This window comes from Micromonospora endophytica, from assembly GCF_003236305.1.
Taxonomy (GTDB): domain Bacteria; phylum Actinomycetota; class Actinomycetes; order Mycobacteriales; family Micromonosporaceae; genus Micromonospora; species Micromonospora endophytica.
This window is the reverse complement of sequence record NZ_POTX01000023.1, coordinates 20,911-42,989: the sequence shown is the minus strand read 5'-3', so window position 1 is coordinate 42,989 and position 22,079 is coordinate 20,911. Positions and strand designations below refer to the sequence as shown.

Here is a 22,079-nt window from a genome sequence, read left to right as displayed (position 1 = left end):
CTCCCGATACAAACGCACCGCACGTTCACGCAGCTCATCGGGGTACTTCTTCGGTGCTGCCACGGATGACTCCCTTCAGCTCCATCAGAGCATGATCGAAAGCCTCCGAGCTACCGGGGGAACCTCAGTACCAGGTGCGCGGCAGCTCTCGGGAGCATCGGTTTGGCAAGGCATGCCCAGGATCGCGTACGTCAACGGCCCAGCACCGGCAGCAGCATCGACCAACTCTCCGGAGTGGAGTGCACCGCCTGCGAGGATCGGCTTGGCTACGCCTACACCGCGAGCCCGAGCACTCGACACGACACGCACAGTACCGTCACCTGTCCCCATGCCCGGTCGCGGCCGGACCGCTCCACCGCACTGCCGTTGCTCCCCGAGATCGTGCGGCGGTTGAGCCTCGACATCGACTTGCCTGGACCCGTGGCCGGCCTGAGGTGGCGGTCGCCGCCCGGCCCTATACTGCCGGAGCCGCTGAGCTGCAGTAGGAAGGGATCGTCGTGTGGTGATCGGTGCTCGAAAGACCGCCAGGTCCGGTCATCCGCGCTGGCTGCTGCCTTCCGTCGCTCTTGTCGGGGTGCTGGTTGCGGCCAGCCTTGCCGCCTTGCTTGTGGGCGCCGGTCTGGACGGTGCCGACAGGATCAGCAGCGTCATTGCGATGCTGATGGCTGTGGTGGGGGGCGCCGTCTCGCTGGTGCTCTGGCTCGGCCGGGGCCGCCAACCTGATGCCGATGTTCGGTGGGGGGACGCCGACCTGGTCGCCCGGTCTGGTCCCGACCGCCCGGACTGGCCATCGACGTGGCCCGGGTATCGCTTCGACCGCAGCGGCGACGGCATCATCCGGGTGTTCGGCGGCCCGGACTCGGCCTTGATCGATGGCTTTCCGGCGACGATGAATGGGTGCGCGCACCAGCGGTTCTTCATCCGGTGGCGGGCCCTCGGCGGGCACCAGGTGACAGCCATGCTGGTGTCGATGCCGGATCTGATCCCCATGGCAGATCCGGTTTCCGGGACGTCCGGCTGGTTCGCCTCGCATGGATGCGCCCAACCGTCCTGGTCCTGGCCAGACAGCGAGATACTCGTCGACGTTCAGGTCTCCTGGCAGGTGTGGGTTCCCGTCGCGTGACCGGCGGCGGACTAAGAGCCGCATGTCATCGGCACAGGCTGATCCGCCGCCTGGCCCGCCGTGCCGGGCAGACCGCGGCGAGCGTGTTAAGCCCACACTCCCTGCGGCATACCGCCATCACCGAGATCCTCGACGTCACCGGTGGGCACCTGCGCCGGACCCCAGGGCTGCGCCGGTCACGCCGATCCACGCGCCATCCGCCGCTACCAACGGCGCCGCGACCAGCTCGATAACCACGGTGCTTACCTACTCGCAGGTTGCTTCGGCGACACCGAGGTCGATCTCGCGCATCTTGGTTGGCCCGGCACCGATATCAGCCGATGGACGACAACGAAATAACGGATGGCCTCACCGGATACTCGTCGGGTAGCTGCGGTTGTCGCGGCTAGATGAGGATATCTGATCTTGCGGTGCCAACACGACCGAGCGAACGACGCTGCCTCACCGTGATTCCGTGCGATCCGACTTGCTTCCGAATGAATCCATTGGTCCGCGGCAGCTGGGCGGCTCCAGCCGCTGAGGCATGCGGAAATGTCGTACTTGCCTGGGACGATGCGGGCATGGCTGCCAAGATCAGGGAGACGGTGGCGAGTGCGCATCCGGATCTCCTGCCGGAACTGCTTGAGATCGAGAACTGGGTCGGGGATCTGGGCGACCTTCCCCGGGGCTCGAATCGCAAGGCCCGGTGGAGGTGCGCGACCTGTGGGCTGGAGTGGTGGCAGGCCGTCGCGGTGCGGGTGCGCGCAGCGTCCGGCTGCAAGGATTGCCGGAGGTGGCTGCGGCGCAAGGCCAATACGCCGGAGCCGGGCCGCAGCCTGGCCGAAGTCATGCCGGAACTGGCCGCGGAGTGGCTGGAGTGTGTCACCTACCCCACCGCCACACCCGAGACGATCAGCGCCCAGTCCACGGCCCAGATGCGGTGGCGCTGCTCGGCCTGCGGCTACTCCTGGGTGGGACCGACCGTCCGGCGAACCTTGTCGGGGGGCGGCGGCTGCAAGCCGTGCGCGGGCAAGCGCCGGTCCGACGCCAACTCCCGGCGAGTGGCCAACCGGGTCGGCGACGCGTGCCCGGAAATCGTCGAGTTTTTCCTGCGCTGGGAAGATCCAGCCGAGCAGACGCCGGTGGCCGACGTGAGCGTCCGTTCCGACAAGGTCGCCTGGTGGCGCTGTGCTTGCGGCAACACCTGGCACACGAGAGTCCGGCTCCGGGTGGCCGGAAGCGTCTGTCCACGATGCCGGGCCGCGAACCGTCGGCCGCCGACCACCGCACCACTGCGCACTACCCACCCCACTGTCGCCGACATGTTCGTCCGCAACTTCACCCATCCGCATCGCACCCCCGACTTCCTGCCGAAATCCGCGACCGACCGGTGCCGATGGCGGTGCGGCGCATGCGATCACGAGTGGGACCAGACCGTGTTGAACGTCGTTGGCGCCGGCCGGCCCTGCCCTCGATGCGCGGAGTTGATGGGCGGCGCACCGCAGCCAGGCCGATCGCTCGCTGACCTGTACCCAGAGATCGCCGCGCAGTTCCTCGCCAACCAGCGGCGTCCCGAGCGCGGCCCCGCCCTCCTTCGGCCGAACTCGGTCGACCGGTGCTCATGGCGCTGCGGCGACTGCGCGCACGAGTGGGTGTCCACCGTAACGAACCGAACCGCTGGCCGCGGCTGCCCGCCCTGCGGGCGTCGACGGGCGGGCGAACTGCTGCGGGATCTTGGCGCAGCCGCGCCGTTCATCGGCACGCATCCGGAGCTGGCGGCGATGTTTGTCGCCAATGAGTCCCATCCCGGGCGTGGCCCGGAGAGCTTCACCGCGGGGACCAACGACATCTGCGTCTGGCGCTGCCCGGAGTGTTCACGGCACTTCGAACGCTCCGTCGCCACCCAGGCGACCCGGCTGCTATGCGCCGCCTGCGCGTACCTGGCTCGGGGCGCTGCCAGCCGAGTCGCCCCGAGGGAGAAGTCGCTTGCCACGCTCATGCCGGAGGTCGCGGCGTCCTTCGTGACGAACCTTTCCTGGCCCGGGCACGGCCCGGCGACGCTGTATCCGCGCGCTGGTGCTCTCTGCTCTTGGCGCTGCCGGTGCGGTGCGCTCTTCGAGGCGCATGTGCGCGACCGCGCAAAATCACCGGACTACGGCTGCGGACGGTGCCGCCGTCGCGGCCGAAGCCTCCTCGAAATTGAGCTTGCGCACCTGCTGGCGGCCGCGACCGGCGAGGAGGTAGAAGTCGACGCTCGCCTCGACGGCGGCCGGCGCTCGGCGGAGCGGCTGGACCTTTTCCTGCCCTCGGCTGGCCTCTACATCGACCTGGACCCGGCCCAGTGGCACTCCGACGCCACTGCCCACGCCCGAGACCTACGCAAATCAGCGGTCATGGCCAACCTGGGCGTGCGCTATGTGCGGGTTCGGCAGCCCGGCACGCCGCCGGTTCCGGGGGAGACCGTGGTCGCGGGCACTAAGGACGCGACGGAATGGTTTCTGGTCCTCGCGGAGTGGCTGCGGTCGCAGTCCGTGCCGTGCCCGCCCCTGTCCGGCGATCGGATCGCCGCATGCCTCGGCGCCGCTCGCGAGGAGTGGAAGGCGTTCCAGACCACACCACCCGGCGAGAGCCTGGCCATCTTGTTCCCGGAGCTGGCGAGCGAACTGATCGAGAACCTGACGCGCCCGGAGATGGGCGCGCAGTGGCTGCTTCCCGGATCGGCCGACCGGTGCGTTTGGCAGTGCGGCATCTGCCAGCACCTCTGGCGCACCCGCGTGGTCAGCCGCGCCCAGCGCAATACCGGCTGCCCGGTGTGCTCCCGGCGGGAACACGCCTACCAGGCTCGTCTGAGCCGGGCCGAACTCCGCGTCCGTGACGTCGCTCCCGAACTACTCACCCAGGCCGTGCGCATCCTCGACGTCGACAAGACCCGCGACATCGAGCTGCTTGATCTGGCTCGGGGGTCGAACGTCCGGGTGCTCTGGCGATGCCCGGACTGTGCACACGAGTGGGTGGCGCCGGTCGTCACCCGTACCTCCGGGCGCGGCTGCCAACCGTGCGGCATCCGCCGGCGCACCGCGTCCCGCCGGCAGCCTTCGCCCGGTAGATCTCTGGCCGACCTGCATCCCGAGATCGCGGGCACCTTTCTGAAGAACCTGGACCAACCTGATCGGGGACCTGATCGGCTCCGCCCAGGATCCCACGACCGCTGCCGGTGGCACTGCCCCTGCTGCGGGTCAAAGGAGTGGGAGACGACGGTCTCAGCCCGAATCCAGCGACAGGGCTGCGGAGCGTGCCGTCATCCAAGGATTGGCAGGCGGGGCGGCATCGCCCGCAAGGGTGAAGGGCCGAAGTTCGACGCGCCTCCACTGTTCTAAGGACGGCCAGTCGCGCAGTATCGCCACACCCAGGCGGTAGAACGCGATGACCAACGACCGGATTGGACCGCCGGCCGTAGCTCATGTGTCTCATTTCCACCTGCATTCGGAGGCCGTTCCTGCGTACTCTCATCGGCCAGAAGCGGGGTCTGCTGGCGTCGGTTGATCAACCTGAACGAGACACGTCACCCCGCCGAGCTGGGGTGAACCCGCCGGTTCGGGGGGCTTCCGGGGGACCGAGGGGAGACCAAACGTCCCGGAACGGTGCCGGAGCCGACGACACGACGCAGCATGTCATCGGCCCCTTCACCTGCTCAAACGGCAGCTCTCAACATCAGGCGACAGAGCCCGACATCGAAGAACGTGGACTCTTAATCCGCGGGTTCGGGGTTCGAGTCCCTGGCGGCGCACCACCAAGCAAGGCCCTGACTGGCAGAACCCTGCCGGTCAGGGCCTTCTTCGCGTACGCCGTCTGGGACGCGCTGCCACACCCCGTTGGCGACGCAGGGCGGGGAAGTGTTGAGCATTGGTGCTGGCATCCGGGGGGCTGGTGGCCCGCCGGTGGGCGGGGCACCGATGAGTAGGGGAACTATCGTGGCCCGGTCTACCTGGCGTCCGCCAACTCGTCCACGCCGATGCCGGCGGGCGGCCCGTCGTCGGCCATGGCGCGGTAATGCTGCCAGAGTTCGTGGTACGGGAGCTGTCCGCCCTGGGCGCGTACTCGCTCCCACTCCCCGGCCCAGTGCACCAGCAGCACCCGGCTGACCCGCGAGGGCACCAGCCGGCCCGCCTCCACTCGGCCGATGTCGAGACCGGCCCACTGTTCTTGCGGGATGTCCGGGTCGTTCGTCTCTTCGGCGATGCGCGACAGGCTCGAGTACGGCTGCCCGGAGGTCACGATGAGGTAGTTCAGCAACGGCTGCTCGCGGCAGAGCAACTCCATGTGGGGTGCGAGCGCGAGCGGCGCCGCCAGATCGCGCAGCACCTCCTCGGGGTCGATCAGACCGGCCCGCGAGGTGACGAACCCGGTGTTGGTGGCGTACTCGATCTGCTCCCGGTTGAGCAGCCCGGTGTCGTAGATCGACTCACGCCACACCCATTGGCGGATCTCAGGAATGTGCGAGTGCGAGGTCACGAAGTCGTAGCGGTCCAGGTACGGGAAGACGACGTCGACCGAATCCAGCACGATCGTGTCCGAGTCGACGTAGAGGAACTCGTCGAAGTCGCCCTGCCACATGGCCAGTTTGCGGTAGTGACCCATCGTCACGCCGTCGTGGAACTCCCGGCTGATCTCGTCGCAGGTACGCAAGACGCGGTCGTCGCTCCACACGGTGAAGTCGTACCGATCAGCCAGCCCGGCGACGCCCGCGCAGTTCTCCGCGAACGGGATGAAGCACAGCGGGATGGACGGGTTGTGGAAACGGAAGCTGCTGAGGAAGCCGATGGCCCGCTCGATGAAGTCGTCATTAGCCAGGAAGTAGACACCGCGCGTCATCAGCGTGCTCCTCCCACCGACGTGGGTGACTCGCCGCCGCCAGCGGCTGGCGGGACCCGCTCGAACCGGACCCGGCTCAGCCATCCCGGCAGGTCACTGAGTGCGTACAGTTCGCCGTGCACGTCGGCGTCGATCGCCGTCGGTTGGATGGGGAAGTTGCCGATGGTGGCGGTCTCGTAGCCGCCGGTGGGTTTGGGGCGTACGGCGAATGCGAGGGTCGAGCAGTAGTCGCTCGCGATGTAGGTCCCCCGTGCCTCCGGGGTGGCGGATCCCCGGTAGACCACGCCGCCGGTCACCGAGCAGTTCTCGGTCATGAAATGTTCGTACTCGAAGACCGGGTCGACGTACTTCACGCCCGGCTGGCACTGGTCCGGGTCGAACACCGGGGTGCCCTCTCGGCAGGACCAGCCGAGGTTCGCCCCGCCCTGCCACGGGCGGACGTGGTTGATCTCCTCGACCAGGCCCTGGCCGACGTCACCGATCCACAGTGAGCCGTCGGCCGGGTCGACGGAGAACCGCCACGGGTTGCGCAGCCCGTAGAGCCAGATCTCCGGCCGTGCGTCGCGCTTGCGGACGAACGGGTTGTCGGAGGGTACGCAGTAGGGCTTCGCCCCGCAGCTGCGGTTGACGTCGATCCGTACGATCTTGCCGAGTAGGGTGCCGAGGTCCTGGCCGGCCTTGAACGGGTCGTTCGCGTGCCCGCCGTCGCCGAGGGACCAGTAGAGGTAGCCGTCGCGGCCGAACGCCACCTGTCCGCCGTTGTGGTTGTTGTACTCGGCGTGCTCCTGGGTGAGCAGCACCTGTAGCCGCCCGGGAGCGCCGATGGGCACTCGCGCCAGGGTCAGCGCGCCGGCCGGGAGGCTCGTGTACGCCAGGTAGAGGATCCCGGTCCGGGCGAAGTTCGGTGCTGGCGTGATGCCGAGCAGGCCGCGCTCGTTGCCCGACGTGTCGATCCGGGCGGTCAGGTCGAGCACCGGCTCGGCCGCCAGGCCGGTGTCGGGGTGGTAGGCGCGGACGGTGCCGTTCTTCTCCGCGATCAGCATCCGGCCGTCCGGCAGCCCGGTGAGTGGCACCCTGCTGGTCTGGGATGTGTCGGCTCTGGCGGTGCCGGCCGCCGAAGCCGGTGGCAACAGGAGCGCGGACAGGACCAGAACGAGCAGCCCGGCCAGCAGGGGGACCGGACGACAACGCCGTCGCAACATGTTTTCAACTCCTCGAGCAGGTCGAGTGGAGGACGCGAGCGGAGGCGTTCCCCACAATACATCAACCCTGATCGATTTCATCCGACAGTGCCGGGAGAGCGAATGCCCCCGGTCGACCGGTCACTGACCGGACCACCGGGGGCACCTCGCGCGTCACGTTCCGGCCGGGTGGTCAGCGACGAGTGCCGGCCCCGCGGCGCGGACTACGCCGACTTGCCGAACGCGTCGACGCCGGTCAAGTCGGCCGACAGCGCCCAGAGCCGCTCGGCCGCCTCGCGCTCCTCGGGGCCGTCGAAGCTCTTGACGACCTTGCACGCCTGCAGGTAGCTGCCGCCCTCACTCTCCAGCCCGGCTGACGTCGCGGCCCAGACCTGCGTCGCGGCACCCTGCTCGGGGGCCCGGAACTCGGGCAGCAGGGCGGTGCCGTTCTCGTCGATCCAGCCGGCACCGACCATCTCCTCCTTGGAGAGGTGCCGCTGCAGCGGGGTGAGGATGTAGCCGGGGTTCACCGAGAAGGCGCGCACCCCGGACGCCCGCCCCAGCCGGTCGAGCTCGGCGGCGAAGAGGATGTTGGCCGACTTCGACTGGCTGTACGCCCCCCACTTGTCGTAGCCGTTCTCGAAGTGCAAGTCGTCCCAGTTGATGCGGGGGTTCTCCCCGGCGCCTGAGGAGAGGACGACGACCCGGGCGCCGCCGTCGGCGACGAGGGCTGGCCAGAGCCGGTTGACCAGGGCGTAGTGCCCCAGGTGGTTGGTGGCGAACTGCGCCTCCCAGCCCGGACCGACGCGGGTCAGCGGGGTGGCCATGATGCCCGCGTTGTTGATCAAGATGTCGATGCTGCGTCCCGAGTCCAGGACCCGGTCCGCGAAGTTCCGCACGCTGTCGAGGTCGGCCAGGTCGAGCTCGTCGACCTGTACGCCGTCGATGCCGGCGACCGCCTCCCGCGCGACGTCCGTACGCCGGGCCGGGACGAGAACCTCGGCACCGGCGGCGGCGAGGGCACGGGTGGTCGCCAAACCCAGACCGGAGTATCCGCCGGTGACGATGGCGAACCTGCCGGAAAGGTCGATGCCGGTGAGCACCTCGGTCGCTGTGCTGTCGATATCGAAGCCCAGGGCGTCAGGCTGCTTGGAAACAGTCATGTCCAACTTTCCGGTCGGGCACCGCTGATGCCGGCGCATGGGGGTCAGGCGGGGTTCTCGATGCGGTAGAGCCGTCGCGTCATGCTTGGGAGCAGCAATCCCTGGAGGATGCCGATGCCGGCGGCCACCGCCGAGGTGAGCGTCACCGCGAGGTGGAGCACCGTGAATTGTAGTCCAAACACGACCCCATGGTGACGGTACGCGTACGCATAGGTGCGCTTGTCGCACGCGATGCCGATCCCGGTCAGCACCGCGGCGGCAAGGAGCGCCCAGGGGCCGAGAAGTGCCGACGAGACAAGTGCGATCACGGCCGCCAGGACGAAAGCGCTGCCCAACGCCCGGTAGCCGGTGCCGGCGCCGCCGGGGAGCTTGTTCAGCCGCAACCAGTTCGGCGCACCGAGCCGGGTGCGGTTGAACACCTTGGTCAGCATCACCCGCAGCGTGCCGTCGTGGTCGTGCCGGCCCCGGATCGTGGGCACGGCCTTGACCTCGTATCGGGCGTTGAGCCGGAAGCCGTAGTCCTGCTCCTCGGTCCACCGTAGTCGGTCGTTGAACTCACCGACCTCCAGGAACGTCTCCTTCCTCATCGCGAACAGCGCCGAGTGCAGGCCCGGGATGGCGCCCTCGACCTCGCAGAACCACACGTACTGCTGGATGGCGCGGTAGCGCTTGACCAGGCTGTCGGGAAACATCGGCTCGGCTCGGTACATGCCGCAGATCGCACCGAGCTGCGGTTCGGTACGCAGGTACTCGACCGCCCGCTCGACGGCGTCGGGATCGAGCGCGACATCGGAGTCCACAAAGAACAGCACCTCGCCCTTGGCGTGTCGGGCGCCCAGGTTCCGCGCCGTGGAGACGCCGCTGTTGACCGGGACCTGCAACACGGTGACGCCGAGGGAGCGGGCGATCGCCACCGAGTCGTCCGTGCTGGCGTCGTCGGCCACGATGACCTCGACGGCGGGGTACGTCTGGCTCTTCGCCGCCTTGACGCACTCGCCGATCGTGCTGGCGTAGTTGTAGTTCGGGATGATCACCGAGACCAGTGGCTGCTCGTTCATCGGGCTCCAACCCTTCCTTTCATCGGTGTTGCCGAGAGGCGGTTCGTTCTCGAAGGCTGGTGAAGAGGACCTCGTGTGCATCCAGCGATGTCGCCACGGAGAACCGGGCCCGTGCCGCGCGGGCCTTCTGCTCCTTCCACTCCCGAGGCGCCGTTGCCAACTCGGAGATGGCTCGCTCCAGCGCCCTCGGGTCGCCGGCGGGGATCAACCGGCCGAATCCGGTCGCGGTGACCGGGTACCGGCTGCCGGGGAGGTCGGTCGTCACCGACGGGACGCCGCACATCATGGCCTCGGCCAGCACGGTGCCGAACGACCCGGCGACCGTCGGTAGCGCGAACACGTCGATGGAGGCGTAGAGGTCGTTGACCTCCCGGCCGCGCAGCTCGCCGAGGATCCGTACCCGGCTGTCCCGGTCGATCTCCGCCTGCACGACGGGGAGGTCGCTCCGGCCGGCGGCCGTGTGGTAGTTGCCCGCGATCAACAGCCGGGCGTCCGGGTCGGTGATCCGCTGGAACGCCCGCACCAGGTATCCGATGCCTTTGTCCGCCACGATCCGCCCCAAGAAGCCGACGTGCAGGCCGCGGGTCTCCCGGTAGTGGGGTTGCCCGCCCCGCCGGTCCAGGCACGGGGGTGCGATCGGGGTGAAGTTGCGGTGGCGGATGACCGGCCAGAACCGGGAGGCGTACGCCTGGTCGTGGCTGGTCGCCACGACGGCGTCGGAGCGGCGGATGGCCGCCCGGTAGGCGACGTCCGAGGCGTGCCTCAACCCCTGGCTGAACCTGCTCTGCGGAAGGTGGGGATCGGCGTGCAGCATGCTCACCATCGGTACGCGGCGGGCCAGTGACGTCAGTAGGCCCGCCCCCGACGTCGGCAGGTTGAGGTGCAGCAGCGACGAGTTTCCCGCCACCTGCCCGGCAAGTATCGGGTAGCGGGGGGCGATGAGCCTCCGCCCCGCCCGCATCAGCACCGGAGAACGGTAGACGTCCACCCCGCCGACAACGTCTCGCAGCGGCAGTTCGGGATCGTGCTGGGCCGCGACGACGGCGACCCGCCAACCTCGATTGGACAGACCCTCGGCAATGCTGCGCACCGTTTGGGTGAAGCCGCTGACGTACGGTTCGTAGTAGGTGGCTGCGATCGTCAGGTCGTATTTCTTGTCCGGCATGGATACCGCATTCTCCGAGATTAGGCTGCGGGCCGAATTCACATTCTCCGAAAACATTATCCGGTCGCCTGTGGTCAGGTTCTTGGCGATAGCTTGGGATCCGTCGGGTCGGTTCTCGTGCCGCCCTTGTCCACGCCGCGCCGCCGGCGTCGGCCGAGCGCTTCGGTCACCAGCAGGCCAACCCCGGCGGTGGCGAGTTCGCTCAGCGTCACCACGACCCGGCTGACCAGCGCCACCACCCCGGCCACCGGGACCGGCAGGATGACGCTGAGCGCGGCCAGCACCACCACCTCCCGGACCCCGATGCCGTCGGGGGCGAAGACGGCGATCACCCCGGCGACCGCGCCGAGGCCGAAGGCACCGACGCAGAGCGGGAGCGCACGCAGCGGCGGCGCGCCCATCGCCACCGCGAGGACCCAGAGGTGGGCCCCGCCGATCAGCCAGGCCAGCAACTGGGCGACGACGGCCCGTCGGATGCTGGGCCCGGAGACCGCCGACGGCGGCTCCGGGCGGCGGCGCAGCCGGGCGAGCAGCTGCCCGGCCTTGCCGACCAGCGCCGGGTGGACCAGGACCGCCGCCACCGGCAGGACGGCCAGCAGGAGCCAGGCCGATGACGCACCGAAGACCTCGGGGCCGGCGGCCAGTCCCACGGTGGCGCCGGTCAGCAGACTCACGACGAGGGCCAGCAGCCATGCCGCACCCATCCGGCTCGCCGGTACGCCGATGCTCCGACCCATCTGGACACTCAGCAGGAAGCCCATCACCTTCCCGGGCACGTACTTGACGAACTGGCCGAAGTAGAAGATCCGTGCCGCGTCCGTCGCGGAGACCCGCTCGCCGACGCCGGCGAGCATGGCCCGCCAGGAGATCATCGCCGCGACCAGACCGGCGGCGTTGGTGAGTACGGCCAGCGCCGCCATCATCACGACGAAACCGGGCCGCTGGTCGCGCAGCGTCCCGGCGACCGTCGACCAGTCCTGGCCACGTAGCGCGATCACGATGAAGGCCACGGTCACTGCGAGCAGCAGACCCATGACGACTCGCCGGAGCAGTATCCGCCACCTTTTCTGCGGCTTGGCGGTTGTGGCTATGGCAATTCCCGGGAAGGTCTGCTGTGCGTTCAGTTCGCTTGTCGACACGCGCCACCTTCTCCGATCGCCGAAAAGGACTCGCTCTGGTGAGTCACGCTAGCGGTAAACGCTTGTCTCATCCTTGTCCGGCAAGTCGCCGATCATTTCTCGTGGAGTCCGGCGAAGCGTTCTCGGGCGTACAACCGGAGAAGTTCGCCCATCCGGTAACTGCCCGGCGTCGAGGTCTCCAGTAGTTGCACGTCGACGAGGCGCTCCAGGATGCGTTCGGTGTGCGCCTCGGAGCGGGCGAGCAGCCGGGCGGCGGTCGACCGGCTGAGTTCCGTCATCGTCGACGTGCCCAGCAGCTTGAACGCCTCGGCGATGGCCCGCTCGGAGCGGTCCGCGCTGCCGGAGAGGCGGTCGTAGGAGCCGGCCATGCTGGCCCGTAGGCCGACACCGTCGAACTCCAGGTTGTCCAGCCGGCGGCGCTCGTCGGCGAGCCGATCGCGCAGCTCGGCGAGGGGCCATCCGGGGCGGGCCACGAGGCGGGCGCCGACGATACGTAGCGCCAGCGGCAGGCACTCGCACCACTCGGCGATCGCCACCGCGGCCTCCGGCTCGGCGGCCACCCGTTGCCCGCCAACCCAGTGGCTCAGCAGCGCGATGGCGTCGGGCAGGGTGAGTCGTCCGACGCGCAGCTGGCAGACATCGCTGAGCCCCGCCAGCGGTTGCCGGCTGGTCACCAGCGTGGCGCAGCCGGCGCCGCTGGGGAGTAGCGGGCGAACCTGGGCGGCGTCGACGGCGTTGTCGAGCACCAGCAGCAACCGTCGGCCGGCGACGACCGACCGGAACTGGGCCGCGGCCTCGTCGACCTGCTCCCCGACGTAGCTCATGCTGACCCCGAGCGTGCGTAGCAGCCGGGCGAGCGCGTCAACTGGGGTCAGCGGCTCCGCGTCAGCGCTCGTGCCACGCAGGTCGATGTACAACTGGCCGTCCGGGTAGCGGCTGGTCAACTTGTGCGCGGCGTGGATCGCCAGGGTGGACTTCCCGACACCGGCCGCCCCGTAGATGGAGACGACCGGCGCGGAGCCGGCGGTGCCGGCGGGGCTCAGCCAGTCCAGGATCGGGGCGAGGTCGTCGCGTCGGCCGGAGAATCGGGCGATGTCGGCGGGTAGCTGCCGCGGTACGTGCCGGACCGGGGCGGAGGTCTGCCCGGTGCCGCCCGCGTACGGCTCGTCGAGTTCGCCCCGCAGGATCGCGACGTGCAGGTTGCGCAGCTCGGGGCCGGGCTCGGCACCGAACTGCTCGACGATCTGCGCGCGGGTCTCGACGTAGTACTGCAACGCCTCGGGAGTGCGTCCCATCGCGCAGAGCGCCCGCATCTGCAGCACCACGAGCGGTTCGGCGAGCGGGTACGAGCCGAGGATCCGAGCCAGCCGGTCGACCACCGCCTCCGGGTTGCCGAGTCGCAACTCCTCGGCGGCCCAGGCACCCGCCACGCCGATCAGCTGCGACGCCACGCTGCGACGCACCCGGACCGCCCAGTCACTGGAGAGTGTGGACAGCGGGTCACCCCGCCACAGCTCCATCGCCTCACGGAGCGCGGTGATCCGTCCGGGGTCGCCGGGCGGTGTCGCCGCCCGGCCCGGCTCGATGAGACTGTGCAGCCGGTGCAGGTCCACCTGCTGGCGGTCGACGTTGAGCACGTACCCGTCGCCGTGCCGGCTCAGGGTGACCGGGTTGCCGGAGCCGTTGTCGACCTGAGCCAGGGCACGGCGGAGGCGGGCGACGTGTGCGTAGAGGGCGCTGCGGGGCGCCTCCGGAGCCGCCGGTCCCCAGACCCGCTCGGTCAGGGTGTCGATCGGCACTGGGGCGCCAGCGTCCATGGCCAGCGCCGCCAGGACCGCGCGACGCTGACGCGGTCCCACGTCGAGCGGCCCGTCGGCCGATTCCACCTCGACAGGGCCCAGAAGTCTGATCCTCACATGTTCTCCCCGTTGTCACGCCGCACGGGGCTGAAGTGCATCAGTGCACTTCGGCCGGCGTTCGGTACCTTTGTCGAAAGCGGACGTCGAGCAGGTAGCGCAGGCCACCGCTCAACGCGCCAGCAGAGATGGCAAGCCCATAGACGAAGCTGAGTAGTGCGCTGGGCGGGACCATCCGCCAGCCTGCGGTGCGTCGGACGTAGTTCAACAGCGGGAGATCGACTCCGATGAACCAGGCCAGGAAGGCCACCGGAACGACCGCCAGGTAGGGGGAGACCAGTGCCAGGGGGAGGCTGACAGTGGCCAGGAAGGCGGCCGCGACCTCGGCAGGCCGGTGGGTGGCCTCCCGCTCGGGCTTCAACTCGCGTTGCTTGAAGATGAGGGGTACCAGCGAGCTGGCCCGCCGGTAGAGCTTGCGCAGGATCGAGGAGAGCTGGTCGTCGTCGTCGTGGTATCCGATCACCGACAGGGTTCGGGTGACCGGATAGTGCTCCGCGATCCGGAGGCTGAACTCGTGGTCCTCGTTGGCGTACTGCCCGAGTAGCCGTTCGTCGAAGGCCCCGATCTCGTCGATGACCCGGCGGGGGATGGCGCCACTGGCGAAGTGGCCGGTCCGGGCCGGACCGAGCTTGCGGGTCGCCCGGTAGTGGCCGTAGAGCACCTGCACCCACTCCACCACGCCGTCGTCGACGAGGGGGCGATCGCCGTAGACGCCCCAGACGGCACCGTAGGCGGGGTTCTCCTCGAAGATCTTCACCGCGTTGGCGACCGCGTCGGGGGCGAGGGCGACATCGGAGTCGAGAAAGAAGAGAATTTCGCCTCGGCTTGCCGCTATCCCGCGGTTACGGGCCGGGCCGGCACCGACATTATCGGTCAGCTCGATCAGCGTGCAATCAAGTTTCTTGACGAGCTGTGGGGTCTCGTCGGTGCTGGCATCGTCGACGACGATGACCTCGATCGGCTGGTAGGTCTGATTCAATGCCGACAAGACGCTCAGGGCGATGGTCTTCTTGCTGTTGTGGCAGGGGATCACCACTGATACCAGTGGCGGCTTTGGGGGGGCCATTGATGCTCCTCTGGCAGGATTTCGGCTGCGCTGGGGAGGTGGACGACGGCTCCTGGTCGTTGCGGTTTCTCGTCGTCGAGAATGTCCGTCGTCACCCTAGTCCATTCGGAATAACTGCGGGTACCTGCTGATCGGCCTCCCGTTCATCGGCCTAGTGGGCGGAGATGACGAACTGCTGAGCCTTGTGGTCGGACAGCCCCTGGGGCATGGCCAGGTCATAGCTGTGCACCGTGACGTCCGGGGTGGTGAAAAGCCAGTCGATTCGCCACAGTCGGGGCTTGTCGCCCACCGGCCAGGTGACCGGATAGAGCGAGGAGAGCGCCTTGGTCTGGTCGACCAGTCGGTCGGGGACCATGTCGAGGAGGTTCATCGACGGTGAGGTGTTCAGGTCGCCCGCCATCACCGCGCGGTTCTGGTTCTTCTCCAGGTCGGCCGCGATGGCTTGGTAGCTGGCCTGCCGGATCTCGAAGTTGAAGCGGTCGATCTCGAACATGTTCCGGTCGTCGTCGCTGCGCAGCAGCAGGATCCGGACCGGTGGCTGGAAGATGTGCGAGTTGTAGAACGAGACGACCTGGCCGTTTACCTGGATGTCGGTGCGCAGTGCCTGCGACGTGTAGAAGAGCGGCCGGTCGACGAGAGCCGGCGGCACCGGCTTCAGGTCGTCCGGCAGGTACGGCGTCGAGTCGAGCCAGGCGTGCCCGACGACCGGCAACCGGGTGAGCGTCACGTTGCGTCCTTCGCGGACGATCGTGTAGCCGGGGAAGGCGGCCTCCAGTTGGGCCGTCTGGTCGATCTCGTACGCCTGCGCGAAGATGTCGACAAGCGAGTCGTCGACGTTGGCGTACTCGTGCAGCAGGTAGACGTCGGCGTCCATCTTGCGCAGATAGTCGTAGAACTCCGCGGTGGTGGTGCGCTGCTCGCCGTCGTTGCGGCGGTCCTGGTCCCAGTACTCGGTGTTCCAGGTCACCACCTTGATGGCGTCGGCGGGTGCCGGTGGCGGTGTGTAGAACACGGTCGCGAAGTTGATCCCGCTGTAGCCCACGCCGAGCACCAGGGCGAGCAGGGCCGCGCCGACCAGCCGCCAACGCATCGGCCGGGCCAGCCAGGCCACGGGCAACAGTGCCACCGGGACCGCCGCCCAGACGATCGGCGGGAGCAGGTCGATCGGCCCCCACAGGTAGGTCCGGGCGCTCAGCACGTGGTGCAGGGCGACCATGACCAACCAGCCGACGCAGGTCACGGCGGCAAGGCGCAGGCCCCAGCGGCGCCACCGCGACCGGGTACGAGGTTCCGACGAGGGCTCGGGTTCCGTTTCGTCCATTATTGCGGTCGTTCTTCCGGCCGCTTCCGTCATGACAACTCCTTTAGGTGGCCCCGGTTCCTGCCGAGATCGGTACCCGCTCCGAAAAGCTATCGATAGGGACCTTGGTTGAATCTTGGCCCGGTCACCAAGGAGAGGGCAATCGCCGATCGCTAGCGTCACAAGAGCCAATAGCTGGACTGCTCGTAGGTAATCTGTTGCCAATCGGTAAATTCCGCATGGCAACAAATGTCTGAAACGGAAGCGTCATAAAGGCGTGACAATGCCGGCGATCGAGCTGCATTTTTTCGGAAACGGGAGGTGAAAGTGCACGTTGTGGTGACCGGGGCGGCAGGCATGTTGGGTACCGCGTTGCTGGCGAGACCCTGGCCGCACGTGACCTGGACCGGAGTGGACATCCGCCCACTCGCGCCGCGAGTGCAGGGGCGGGCCACCTTCATCAGAGCCGACGTCCGAGACGTCGACGCGATGACCCGTGCCTTCCGCGGCGCCGACGTGGTCATCCACTCCGCCGCCGCGCTGCCCAGCCACCGGGCGACGGAGATCCGGTCGGTGGATGTGGACGGCACCGAGGCGGCATTGAGGGCAGCGCGGCGGGCAGGTGTGGACCGGTTCGTGCACATCTCGTCCACTGCGGTCTACGGGCTGCCCCGACACTGCCCCACCCCGGAGGACTACCCGTGCGAGCCGGTGGACCCGTACTCCGCCGCCAAGCTCGGTGCCGAGACCGCAGTGCTCCGCCACCGCGGGCAGGGACTCTGTGCCCCCATCGTGCGGCCCAAGACCTTCCTCGGCGAGGAGCGCCTCGGCCTCTTCGCCATGCTCTTCGAGTGGGCCGACGAGGGCCGCCACTTCCCACTGATCGGCGGTGGCAACGTCGCCACCCAGATGCTCGACGTCGAGGACCTCTGCGACGCCATCCAGCTGATCTGTCAGGAGCCCGACGCCAAGGTCAACGACACCTTCAACATCGGTGCCCGCGAGTTCGGCACCCTGCGGGAGGACTTCCAGGCGGTGCTCGACGCCGCCGGCCATGGCAAGCGGGTCCTGACCGTGCCGGTGGGGCCGGCCGTCGCCGCGCTGCGCGTGCTCGCCGCGATGCGGCTCTCACCGGTCTACAAGCGACTCGTGCACAAGCTGACCCGCGACTCGTACGTCTCGATCGACCGGGCGGCGCAGCGACTCGGATTCAGTCCCCGGTTCAGCAACGAACAGGCGTTGCTGAAGACGTACGACTGGTGGCGGGCGAATGCCGCCGACGCGCGACGTGGCGCCGGACGTACTCACCGCGACCCCTGGAAGCAGGGCGCCCTTCGCCTGACGAAGGCGCTGTTCTGACACTCCACGGAGCAAGGAGAGATCCGCCATGGATCACGCCCTGGAAGCCCCAAGCCCTCCTACGCCGGACCTGCCGGTGCTCGCCGTCGACCCGTCGGCTGCCGTCGAGGCGCTACGACCTCTGACCCGCGTCACCGGACTGCTCGCCCTGCTGCGGCCCCGTCAGTGGATCAAGGGTGGCCTGGTGCTGATGGCACCGGTCGTCGCGTCCCCGGCCACCGCCGTGACGCAGGTCGGTCCGCTGCTCGGCACGCTGCTGAGCTTCCTGGCCGCCTCCTCGGCCGTCTACGTCTTCAACGACCTCAAGGACCGCGACCGGGACCGACTGCACCCGGTCAAGCGAAACCGTCCCCTGGCGAGCGGGCGGGTGAACACCGCAACCGCGATCGTGCTTCTGGTCACCCTGCTCGCCGTCACCGCGGCTCTGACTGCGATGCTTCCCACCCTGGTCGGCGTGATCGTCGCCGGCTATCTCGCGATCAACCTCTGGTACTGCCTCGCCCTCAAACACCAGCCACTGGTCGACGTGTCGGTCGTCTCCGTCGGCTTCGTGCTGCGGGTGCTGGCCGGCACGGTGGCGGTCGGCATCGCCGTTCAACCGGCGCTGCTGATCGCCGTCTACTGCGCCTGCCTGGCGCTCTCCCTCGGCAAGCGGCGCCACGAACTCGCCGCCATGGCGGCCGCCGGCGGCGAGGCCAGCGCGCACCGGCCGGCGCTGCGGGCGTACTCGGTCCATTTCCTGGACCAGGTCGTGGTGGTGAACCTGGTGGCGGCGCTGGTCGGTTACGTCGCGTTCATCTGGGTCCAGACCCCGCCGTACGGGCCGGTCACCGCCGGGCTGACGTTTCCGTTCGCCGCCTTCGCGGTCCACCGTTACCTGCAGATGGTCACCGTCGGCAGTTCGGGCGGTGACCCGGTCGAGGATCTCATCCGGGACCGCGCGCTGCTGATCGACCTCGGCCTCTGGGCTGCGGTGCTGGCGCAGGCGATGCTGGCCAGCGTCTGGCACGTCTGGTAACCGCTCGACACCCTCTGGAGAAGTCCGTGAGCAGCAATTATCACCCCGAATACGACCTCTGCGTGGCGGTCAACTACTACTCGCCCTACGTCAGCGGGTTGACTGAGGTGGCCCGGGTGCTCGCCGAAGGGCTGGCTGGGCGAGGCTGGCGGGTGGCGGTGGTCGCCGTCCGACACGACCCGGCGCTGCCGCTGCGGGAGCACCGCAACGGCGTGGACGTCTACCGGAGCCCGGTGGTCGCCACGGTCAGCCGCGGCCCGGTCAGTCCCGGTTTTCCGGCACTTGTACGCCGGATCGCCCGCCGATCGCGGGTGGTCAACCTGCACCTGCCGATGCTGGAGGGCGCGCTCATCACCGCGCTGCCGCTGCGGGTGCCGGTGGTGACCACGTACCACATCGACCTCTGGCTGCCGCCCACCCTGGTGACCAGGGCGGCGATGGCCGCGGTACGGGTGTCGTCGCGGATCACGCTGCGCCGCTCCGACGCGGTCGTCGTCAACAGCGAGGACCAGGCGCAGCACTCGGAACTCTGGCCGGTGCTGCGGGCCAGCCAGCGCTCCGCGATTCCGGCGCCCTGCCTGGATCGGCGCGGTGGGGAGGCGGCGTACCGGGAGACCAGCGGTGCACACATCGGGTTTCTCGGGCGGATCGTGCCGGACAAGGGCCTGGACTATCTGGTCGCCGCGTTCGCCGAGATCAGCGACCCGCAGGCGCGGCTGCTGCTCGGTGGCGACTACCTGACCGTCGCGGGTGGAAGCGTGATTGACCGGATCCGGGCGGCCGCGCAACGGGATCCCCGGATCCGGATCCTCGGCCTGCTCCGCGGCCGGCAGATCAACGACTTCTACGCCTCCATCGACGCGTTCGCCCTGCCCTCCGTCGCGGAGTCCTTCGGGATCGCGCAGGCCGAGGCGATGATGTGCGGCATCCCGTCGGTCACCACGGACCTGCCCGGTGGCCGGTACCCGGTCCTGGCGACCGGGATGGGAAGGATCGTCGCGCCACGAGACCCGGCCGGACTGCGTACGGCGCTGCTCGACGTGCTCGGCTGGGACGCCGCCACCCGGCGCGAGGGCGCGAAGCGGGCCCTGGAGGAGTTCGGTGTGGACGGGTGTCTCGACCGTTACGCGGCGCTGTTCCGGGCTCACGGTGCGCGTTCCGAAGCACTAATGTGACGAGTGATCCGCTTATTCGACGACCACAACGGCGGCCAGCTTCCGCCGCGGAGGTGTGCATGCAGACCAGGGAGTTCGGCCGACTCGGCACCGTCAGCGCCTTGACCCTCGGCGGTGGCGGGATCGGCGGTGTCTGGGGAGCGACAGAGCAGGCCGAGGCGGTGGCGACCGTGCGGGCGGCCATCGACGCCGGGATCACGATGCTCGATCTCGCACCGACCTACGGCGACGACTACGCGGCCGAGCGGGTCGCCGGGGTCGCCCTGCGCGCCATGCCGTCGGCCGACACGCTCATCACCAGCAAGATCGAACTGCCCGAACAGGACGGTGGCAACCTCCCCGAGAAGATGATCCGCAGTCTGCACGCGACCCTGGATCGGCTCGGTCGCGAGCACCTGGATCTCTTCCTCCTGCATTCCCAGTTGCATCCGCCCGGCTGGCGCGGTCCCACTCCTCGGACGCTCGGCTGGGAGCTGTACCAAGACCAGGTGGTGCCGACCTTCGAACGGCTGCGGGACGAGGGCAAGATCCGGGCCTGGGGGCTCACCGGAGTCGGTCATCCGCAGACCGTGATCGACGCGATGCGCCAGCAGCCGCGCCCGGACGCGGTCCAGACGGTGGTGAACGCCCTCGACCTCAGCGGTGACATGTGGCTGCTCGGCTCCTCGGCCGAGCCCCGCAACGACGAGATCCGCCGGGTCGCGGTCGACGCCGGCGTCTCGGTCATCGCGATCCGGGCCGTGGCGGCCGGCGCCCTCACCACCGGGATCGACCGGCCAGTGGACGACGACGCCCCGGTCGCTGTCGACTTCGCCCAGTCGGAGCGGTTCCGCGCGCTCGCCGACGAGTTCGGTGAGTCACCCGCGTCGCTGGCCCACCGGTACGCCCTGAGCGTTCCCGGCGTGGCGACCGTGGTGCTCGGCGTCAAGAACCGGACCGAGCTGGCCGAGTGCCTCGCCGCCGAGGCCCGTGGCCCGTTGACCGAGGCCGAGCAGAAGGCCCTTCTCGATCTGCGGCCAGGAGCGGCAGACCCGACCCGGGGCTGATCGCGTCGGCCCCGGGTCGGCTCAAGACGCAGACCCGGACCGGGCCGCCGACCCGCGCGGAGATCCCGCGCAGGCCAGCGGCCCGGTCATACGGTCACTGGAACTGGGTGATGAAGTTCCAGGCCAGCGCCGGCACCCAGGTGCGGGCCCCGCTGTCACCGCCGGCCCCGTCCTGCGGAGCGGCGATGTGGCCACCGTCGAAGGCGGCCCACGCCACCGGGTACCCGGCCCGGCAGCCGGTGTAGTTGGTGACGATGTGGGTCAGGCTGCCCGCCGCCGGTTCGCGGGGGCTCTGCGCGGTGCAGCCGTTGTTCTGGACGAACCGGTCCCGCATCGCCCGTCCGCTGGCCGGGTTGTCGCCGATGCCGTGCACGCCCAGGTACGCGACGGGCTGCGTGCCGCCGCTGCATCCGCTGAGCTCCCGGGGGGCGGACTGGACCACTACCGCCCGGAAGATGTCCGGCCGGGCGCAGGCGAGGGCGTAGCTCATCGCGCCGCCGTAGCTGAACCCGATGGAGAACCGCTGCCGGGTGTTGACGCAGAGCGCCGACTCGATCCGGTTGCGGACGTTGTCGATGAACGTGACGTCCTCACCGCCGGTGTTGGCCCAGCCGTTACCGATGCCCTGCGGAGCGACGAAGATCGTGCTGTTGTTCGCCAGTCGTTGCAGGCCGTAGTACGACCAGGTGTTGCGGTCCACGGTCTGGCCGGTGTCCACGTCGACCGCGGTGCCGCCCCACCAGTGCAACCCGAAGACCAGCCGGTACTGGTTGTTCTGGTTGTAGTTGGCCGGGATCCGCACGATGAAGCTGCGGTTGCCGATGGTGTGCGTACCGCTGGCGATGCCCGGTGCCTTGCCGCAGCCGGAGGTGCCACCGCCCGGCGGCGGGGGCTCGGTGGGGTTGCCGCCGCCGTCGACGCGGACGAGTTGCCACTGCTGGTTGCTGCCGTTCCAGTCGTCGTACTGGACGATGTTGCCGCCGTCGGCGGTCGAGGCGCTCTGCACCTCCACCGCCTTGTTGCTGTTGCGGTTGATCAGCCGCACGTACCCGCCGTCGGAGTCGGCCAGGCGGAACTGCTGGTTGGTGCCGTTACCGTCACTCCACTGCACGATCGACGCGCCGTTGGCGGTGGAGAAGTTGTAGACGTCAAGCACCTTGCCGGAATGCCGCGACTTGACCCGGTAGTAGCCACCACCGGAGTCCACGAACTGCCACTGCTGCTGGTTGCCGTTGTTGCGCGTCCACTGGGTGATCCGCGCCCCGTCGTTGGTGGCCAGGTTGTAGACGTCCAACGCCTTGCCACTGTTGCGGTTCACCAGCACGTACCACGCGTTGGTGTCGACAGTCGCCGCGGCGGCGGGCGTCGCGGTGACGACGGCGAGCCCGCCGGCGGCGAGGGTCGCCGCCGCCAGGGCGGCGAGCCCGGACGCCCAGCGACGTCTCGACGGAGAGGCGGGACGGGCCTCTTCGACCTTCATGGATCAACTCCTTGGGTTGGGGCCGCGCGGCACGGGACC

General features: G+C 69.0%; 16 protein-coding genes. 6 read left to right on the top strand and 10 right to left on the bottom strand.

The genetic code is table 11. The features are described 5' to 3' along the window. Positions 1 to 499 precede the first annotated feature (499 nt). Together C1I93_RS05840 and C1I93_RS05835 are read left to right on the top strand one after the other, a co-directional pair. Positions 500 to 1,123, top strand: coding sequence for a hypothetical protein (locus tag C1I93_RS05840; protein ID WP_146603434.1), 624 nt, complete (start codon positions 500 to 502; stop codon positions 1,121 to 1,123). Between the two features lie 485 nt (positions 1,124 to 1,608). Next, positions 1,609 to 4,479: a zinc-ribbon domain-containing protein gene (locus C1I93_RS05835; protein WP_220039555.1), complete on the top strand. Its 2,871-nt coding sequence runs from the start codon at positions 1,609 to 1,611 to the stop codon at positions 4,477 to 4,479. Positions 4,480 to 5,083: 604 nt separating this feature from the next. On the opposite strand, the gene C1I93_RS05830 is transcribed toward C1I93_RS05835, so the two are convergent. The 9 genes from C1I93_RS05830 to C1I93_RS05790 all read right to left on the bottom strand — a co-directional run bounded on the left by C1I93_RS05830 (position 5,084) and on the right by C1I93_RS05790 (position 15,983). Beyond that, entirely contained in the window at positions 5,084 to 5,974 is an 891-nt protein-coding gene (locus tag C1I93_RS05830) for a glycosyltransferase family protein (protein ID WP_111242187.1), read from the bottom strand. After that, positions 5,974 to 7,176 carry a PQQ-dependent sugar dehydrogenase gene (locus C1I93_RS05825; RefSeq protein WP_111242186.1) on the bottom strand — a complete coding sequence of 401 codons (1,203 nt, stop codon included), beginning with the start codon at positions 7,174 to 7,176 and terminating at the stop codon, positions 5,974 to 5,976. The genes C1I93_RS05830 and C1I93_RS05825 overlap by 1 nt, the downstream gene beginning before the upstream one ends. A gap of 203 nt (positions 7,177 to 7,379) precedes the next feature. Beyond that, a complete protein-coding gene (locus tag C1I93_RS05820) occupies positions 7,380 to 8,318 on the bottom strand; it encodes an oxidoreductase (protein WP_111242185.1) in 939 nt (312 codons plus the stop codon). Between the two features lie 44 nt (positions 8,319 to 8,362). Beyond that, positions 8,363 to 9,376, bottom strand: coding sequence for a glycosyltransferase family 2 protein (locus tag C1I93_RS05815; protein ID WP_181445025.1), 1,014 nt, complete (start codon positions 9,374 to 9,376; stop codon positions 8,363 to 8,365). A gap of 19 nt (positions 9,377 to 9,395) precedes the next feature. Beyond that, positions 9,396 to 10,541 carry a glycosyltransferase family 4 protein gene (locus C1I93_RS05810; protein WP_111242183.1) on the bottom strand — a complete coding sequence of 382 codons (1,146 nt, stop codon included), beginning with the start codon at positions 10,539 to 10,541 and terminating at the stop codon, positions 9,396 to 9,398. Positions 10,542 to 10,615: 74 nt separating this feature from the next. Next, entirely contained in the window at positions 10,616 to 11,575 is a 960-nt protein-coding gene (locus C1I93_RS05805; protein WP_111242182.1) for a lysylphosphatidylglycerol synthase domain-containing protein, read from the bottom strand. A 197-nt stretch (positions 11,576 to 11,772) separates the two neighbouring features. Beyond that, positions 11,773 to 13,596, bottom strand: coding sequence for an AfsR/SARP family transcriptional regulator (locus C1I93_RS05800; protein WP_146603433.1), 1,824 nt, complete (start codon positions 13,594 to 13,596; stop codon positions 11,773 to 11,775). Positions 13,597 to 13,636: 40 nt separating this feature from the next. Next, positions 13,637 to 14,662 (bottom strand): glycosyltransferase family 2 protein, encoded by a 1,026-nt coding sequence (locus tag C1I93_RS05795; RefSeq protein ID WP_111242180.1) that lies wholly within the window; start codon positions 14,660 to 14,662, stop codon positions 13,637 to 13,639. A gap of 151 nt (positions 14,663 to 14,813) precedes the next feature. Next, positions 14,814 to 15,983 carry an endonuclease/exonuclease/phosphatase family protein gene (locus tag C1I93_RS05790; protein ID WP_111242179.1) on the bottom strand — a complete coding sequence of 390 codons (1,170 nt, stop codon included), beginning with the start codon at positions 15,981 to 15,983 and terminating at the stop codon, positions 14,814 to 14,816. Between the two features lie 306 nt (positions 15,984 to 16,289). Here C1I93_RS05790 and C1I93_RS05785 point away from each other — a divergent pair, with 306 nt between their 5' ends. The 4 genes from C1I93_RS05785 to C1I93_RS05770 are packed head-to-tail and all read left to right on the top strand — an operon-like array spanning position 16,290 to position 20,560. Continuing rightward, positions 16,290 to 17,321, top strand: coding sequence for an NAD-dependent epimerase/dehydratase family protein (locus tag C1I93_RS05785; RefSeq protein WP_212808731.1), 1,032 nt, complete (start codon positions 16,290 to 16,292; stop codon positions 17,319 to 17,321). A gap of 28 nt (positions 17,322 to 17,349) precedes the next feature. Continuing rightward, the gene (locus C1I93_RS05780; RefSeq protein ID WP_111242177.1) at positions 17,350 to 18,339 is read left to right on the top strand and encodes a UbiA prenyltransferase family protein; all 990 of its coding nucleotides are present in this window, start codon (positions 17,350 to 17,352) and stop codon (positions 18,337 to 18,339) included. Between the two features lie 26 nt (positions 18,340 to 18,365). Further along, positions 18,366 to 19,514 (top strand): glycosyltransferase family 4 protein, encoded by a 1,149-nt coding sequence (locus C1I93_RS05775; protein WP_111242176.1) that lies wholly within the window; start codon positions 18,366 to 18,368, stop codon positions 19,512 to 19,514. Between the two features lie 59 nt (positions 19,515 to 19,573). Then, entirely contained in the window at positions 19,574 to 20,560 is a 987-nt protein-coding gene (locus C1I93_RS05770; protein ID WP_111242175.1) for an aldo/keto reductase, read from the top strand. A 94-nt stretch (positions 20,561 to 20,654) separates the two neighbouring features. On the opposite strand, the gene C1I93_RS05765 is transcribed toward C1I93_RS05770, so the two are convergent. Then, positions 20,655 to 22,040, bottom strand: a complete 1,386-nt coding sequence (locus tag C1I93_RS05765) for an RICIN domain-containing protein (protein ID WP_111242174.1) — start codon at positions 22,038 to 22,040, stop codon at positions 20,655 to 20,657. Positions 22,041 to 22,079: the final 39 nt, after the last annotated feature.